A 666-nucleotide genomic window follows, 5' to 3' on the forward strand; every position below is an offset into this window, starting at 1 on the left:
TCCTCATTGACCCGGGTCAGCTCGATGGTGCGCGTCTTGACCCGCTGCTCCAGCGATTCATTGGCCCTTTTCAGCGCAAGATCCTGCTCGACGCGCCCGGAAATGTCGGCATAGGTGGCGACGATGCCGCCGTCCGGCATCGGGTTGGAGCGCAGTTCCAGGATGCGGCCCGAGGTTTTCAGCTCCATCTGCCACGGGCTGACGAAGCTGGTCAGCCGGTTGAGCATGGCCACACGCTGATCGGCGGGAATGTCGCCGCGCTCGGCGAGATGGCGCAGGATGCGGTCGAGCGAGACGCCGACCTGGCCCATCTCGTCGGGCAGGTCGAACAGCGCCCGGTACTGGCGGTTCCAGCAGATCAGGCGGAAATCGCGATCGAAGACGGTGATGCCCTGTTCCATCTGGTCGAGCGCGATCTGCAAGAGGTCGCGGTTGTGCTGCAGCGCCTCGGTGGCGTCGTCGAGCAAGCGGAAGGCATCTCGGGATTCGCGGTCGTGGCGCCGAAACAGCAGCGACAGGATCAGCCGTGCCGAGGAGGAGCCGACGGCGCTGGCCAGCAGCTGCTCGGAAAAGCGGATGACGTCCATGATCGCCTGTTCGTTGCCGTGCAGCGAGGGTCCGTTGGTCTTTTCGAACGACTGGAAAGAGCGCTCGGTGCGCTCGACG

Annotated in this window: 1 protein-coding gene; it reads right to left on the minus strand. The window is 64.9% G+C overall.

The features are described 5' to 3' along the window. Positions 1-666: PAS-domain containing protein (locus tag EN969_RS34035; protein ID WP_164758795.1), on the minus strand; the 666-nt coding region annotated here is incomplete at both ends.

Source organism: Mesorhizobium sp. M7A.F.Ca.CA.003.01.2.1 (genome assembly GCF_003998945.1).
GTDB classification, from domain to species: domain Bacteria; phylum Pseudomonadota; class Alphaproteobacteria; order Rhizobiales; family Rhizobiaceae; genus Mesorhizobium; species Mesorhizobium ciceri.